This window comes from Picosynechococcus sp. NKBG042902 (genome assembly GCF_963864045.1).
Classification (GTDB): domain Bacteria; phylum Cyanobacteriota; class Cyanobacteriia; order Cyanobacteriales; family MRBY01; genus MRBY01.
This window is the reverse complement of sequence record NZ_CAWLTV010000025.1, coordinates 1-3,434: the sequence shown is the minus strand read 5'-3', so window position 1 is coordinate 3,434 and position 3,434 is coordinate 1. Positions and strand designations below refer to the sequence as shown.

Below are 3,434 nucleotides of genomic sequence, written 5' to 3'. Positions count from 1 at the left end.
GGTGTTTCCGTCCCCTTGCGGGGAGTTGGGTTGGAAAGCTTGAGAAAAACACTTCAAACCCCACATACGTGGGAGTTTCCGTCCCCTTGCGGGGAGTTGGGTTGGAAAGACCCCAGCAGGTTTTGGTCGTCCCGTTGGGGGGCGGGGTTTCCGTCCCCTTGCGGGGAGTTGGGTTGGAAAGAGACCCATTTTGAAACCTTTGCTCTGACTGCCTTTGAACCCTGCGGATCTCCATAGGGGTCAAAACAGCCGAAAAATCAGACCAAAACCCTTGGAAATTACTCTTTTTCGACGCCTGAAAACCTTACTGGGTAAGGCATCTCCATAGGTCAACGTAATAATGCGGCTTTCAAGGTTCGGGCGACCTGTGGAGATCGCAGTTCCTAAACTTGTTTTTTAGTCTATACATCCCCTGGAAATTAGGCCAGCTTTGGGGCCATAACTTTAGATTTCGTAACGGTTGACTGCTTTTAGGGACAGGATATTGTCAGCCCTGGGGTAAAATGTGGGCAATTTAAAATCTTTAAACCAACGTTAAACCCCAGTCGCGGGCCTGGTGCAGCCACACCAAAACCCCACTGGGCGTAACCTTCACAGGAGGTCACCATGGCTATTTTACGCTACGCAGAAAACGACATCGAATTTTTCACAATCCAAGCAACGGGGGAATCCGGCATGAGCCAATCCGGGTTAGCCCGCCTCTGTGGTGTCGATGCTTCATCAGTTAATAAACTCGTCAAGAGGGTTATGACGAGTTCTTGTCCGGAATTTTTGAAACCCTTACAGGACAAGGAATTGACCCTGTCAATCAGTTGTGATGAGTTTCAGCAGACACGGGTACTGAAAGACCATGTGTGCGCCCGTATTTTGGAGTGGTATGCCTTTGAGTCGCAACGGCCCACCAAGGAAGCCCAACAAGCCTTCCGGAAATTTGCCACCCTGGGGATTCGCACCTGGATCCAGGGGATTACTGGTTGGGAGACGGACGGTTTTTTGTTTCGGGAACCGCAGCCCGGAGCAGCCCCCCTAGCCGCAGATCTCCAGGCCGCCCTCGCGGAACTCCAGGCAGATTTGCGCCTCGCCCTCAAACATCGCCACGCGATCCATAATATTGTCGAACAGCCGACGGTGGTGGATATTTCGTTGCAACAGATTATCCATACAGCAGTCCATGTCCAGGGGAAAACCCTGAAGCGGGCGATGGCACGCCTCGAAGCCCTACAAACGCCCTCCACAGAAACGGCGGCGGTTGTGCCAGCGGTCTGGCGATCGCAACTGGCGACCCTCCAGGCCGAAAATGAACTGTTGCGGCAACGGTTCCAGGAGCGGCACCCCCACCAGCCCCTCGATCTGGTGCTCGATCCAGAGGAGCGACAGCGGCGCATCGAATCCGTGACAGCGCACCTTTTACAGCAGCAAAAACGACCCAATGGCGATCGCGCCCAAAAAGTCTGTCGGACGCGGGCGACGATCTTTGTGCGCTACCAAGCCGGAGAATCCCTCAAGGCGATCGCCAAACACCTCAAAGTCCCCTACGACACCGCCAAAAGCTACTTGAAATTAGTGCGCCGTAGCTACGCCGACCAGAACTAACCGACCGGAATTAAGGCAACCAAAACTAAGGCGATCGCCACAGGCCAAAGATCCCCCCTTTTTGCTACTGGGGGGATCAGCTTTAGATTTGATGATTGTCTTCTACTTCGTCCCTATCCAGTTCATCCAACTCATCTAGTTCACCCGGCCCCAGCCCAGCCAGTCGCTCCTGTGGGGGAGTGATGACGAAAATAATCGGACAAAATGAAATAAGACCAGGCTTTCTAACCGGAACCAGACCAGGGTAGCGTTTGAACGTCAGCTTATGCAGTAGATAGACGAAGGGATCACCGCAGGCAATCATCCCCAAGGAGAGAACCATTTTGATCCCTTGGCCAATGATGAGGTCAAGGGCATGGTTATCCATGAAGCTACAGATTGCGTCGATGACGAGAAAGAGAAAGTAGATGATTGGCCCCGTCAAAATGGGATAGATGAAAGGATAAATGAAAAAAATGAAAAAGTAATTCACATCGGGCGAGTTCGCGGAGATCACTGCCAAGATCGGCGTGGCAAAAAGGGCCCGCAGAAAGTTGAGTTTGTAAGTGTTGAACCACTCGATATGTTTGAAATCACGGCTAAATTTGAATTCCGTTTCCATCGTTTTCGGTCTCGCTAAAAATGAGAGTCAATAAGAGGTGAAGCGTTGCCCCCCAAGGGCAGGGGGGACTGAGGATTAGGGTTTAGATGTAGACCACAATGCGCCCCTCCAAGCGACCGCGATACTTGGTAGAACCGTTGACATAGATGCAACCCTTCGCCGAATCGTAATCAAAGTGGGCTTCGCCGTTGCTATCGGTATATTCATCTGCGCTTAAATTTCCCGGTAACCAATTGCCATCAAAACCGAGTCTGACGCGTTTTCCTTTGAGGTCTTTGCCGGTGCTTTTGGAAACAACTTTGACGGTGATCATGGTTGAGGATTCCTCTTCGTTTTTTTTGAACAGGTCAATCCTACAAAACGCCATGAAAGGGGGTCTTCTTTAGGTAGAGCAAAGTTAATTGGCGATCGCCGATCCTCCCTAGCCACCCTTGAAAAACAGACTTTTAATCTTTGCCGCTGGGGGATGGGCTGTCGTGTTTAAAATGGACTATATGGCAGATTTTATTTTGTATCACCAGCTCAAGCCCGGCCTCGATTGTGCCGATGGGATTGCGGCGGCCTGGGTTGTCCATAAAAAATATCCGGCGGCGACGGTACTTGGGGCCCGCCACGGGGAACCGCCCCCCGTCAAACCACACCAGGGCGATCGCCTGTTCATTGTGGATTTTTGTTATGGCGATCGCCAAATTCGGGACTGGCAGGCCCAGGGGGTAACGGTGACGATCATTGACCACCACAAAACCGCCCTAGAGTCCTTGAGTGCGGGCATTTTGGCCCAGCCGACGATCCATTTTTCCATGGCTGAATGTGGCGCAACCCTGGCTTGGCGGACGTTATTTCCAGAGCGCCCCTTGCCTGATTTTCTAACCTATGTGCGCGATCGCGATCTGTGGCAAAACCAACTCCCCCACACCGAAGAAATCCACGAGGCGATGGGCAAGATTGGCCGCACCTTCGCCATGATGGACGAGCTAGAACAGATGGATATACTCACCCTCGTTCCCATTGGTCGGGCATTACTCATCGAAAAACAAGAGGCGATCGCGGCGGCGGTGGCGCGGGTTGAGTTTGGTGCGGTGGCGGGCTACCCGGATATTCCCTTTGTGGCCCTATCCGTTGAGGAAGATGGATTAACGTCTGACATTTGTGCGCGACTCTATGGGCAATATCCCCAAGCACCCTTTGTGGCTTGTTTGACGAGCAATGGTAACTGGTCGTTGCGCAGTGACCAACAGGG

The 3,434-nt window shown here is 52.4% G+C and carries 4 protein-coding genes; 2 read left to right on the top strand and 2 right to left on the bottom strand.

All coding sequences use genetic code 11. The features are described 5' to 3' along the window. Window positions 1-606: 606 nt before the first annotated feature. The gene (locus AACR41_RS00230; RefSeq protein WP_030008327.1) at window positions 607-1,593 is read left to right on the top strand and encodes a hypothetical protein; all 987 of its coding nucleotides are present in this window, start codon (window positions 607-609) and stop codon (window positions 1,591-1,593) included. An 82-nt stretch (window positions 1,594-1,675) separates the two neighbouring features. Here AACR41_RS00230 and AACR41_RS00225 read toward each other — a convergent pair whose 3' ends face one another. Next, a complete protein-coding gene (locus tag AACR41_RS00225; RefSeq protein WP_030008326.1) occupies window positions 1,676-2,194 on the bottom strand; it encodes a hypothetical protein in 519 nt (172 codons plus the stop codon). 82 nt (window positions 2,195-2,276) lie between these two features. After that, window positions 2,277-2,507, bottom strand: a complete 231-nt coding sequence (locus AACR41_RS00220; RefSeq protein ID WP_030008325.1) for a hypothetical protein — start codon at window positions 2,505-2,507, stop codon at window positions 2,277-2,279. 181 nt (window positions 2,508-2,688) lie between these two features. Between AACR41_RS00220 and AACR41_RS00215 the strand changes: the two genes are divergently transcribed. Then, window positions 2,689-3,434, top strand: a 746-nt coding sequence (locus AACR41_RS00215; protein ID WP_200870520.1) for a hypothetical protein, incomplete at its 3' end; no start/stop codon positions are given.

Coding starts and splice junctions, on each gene's coding strand:
- AACR41_RS00230 (WP_030008327.1), top strand. CDS start 607: ATGGCTATTTTACGCTACGCAGAAAACGACATCGAATTTTTCACAATC.
- AACR41_RS00225 (WP_030008326.1), bottom strand. CDS start 2,194: ATGGAAACGGAATTCAAATTTAGCCGTGATTTCAAACATATCGAGTGG.
- AACR41_RS00220 (WP_030008325.1), bottom strand. CDS start 2,507: ATGATCACCGTCAAAGTTGTTTCCAAAAGCACCGGCAAAGACCTCAAA.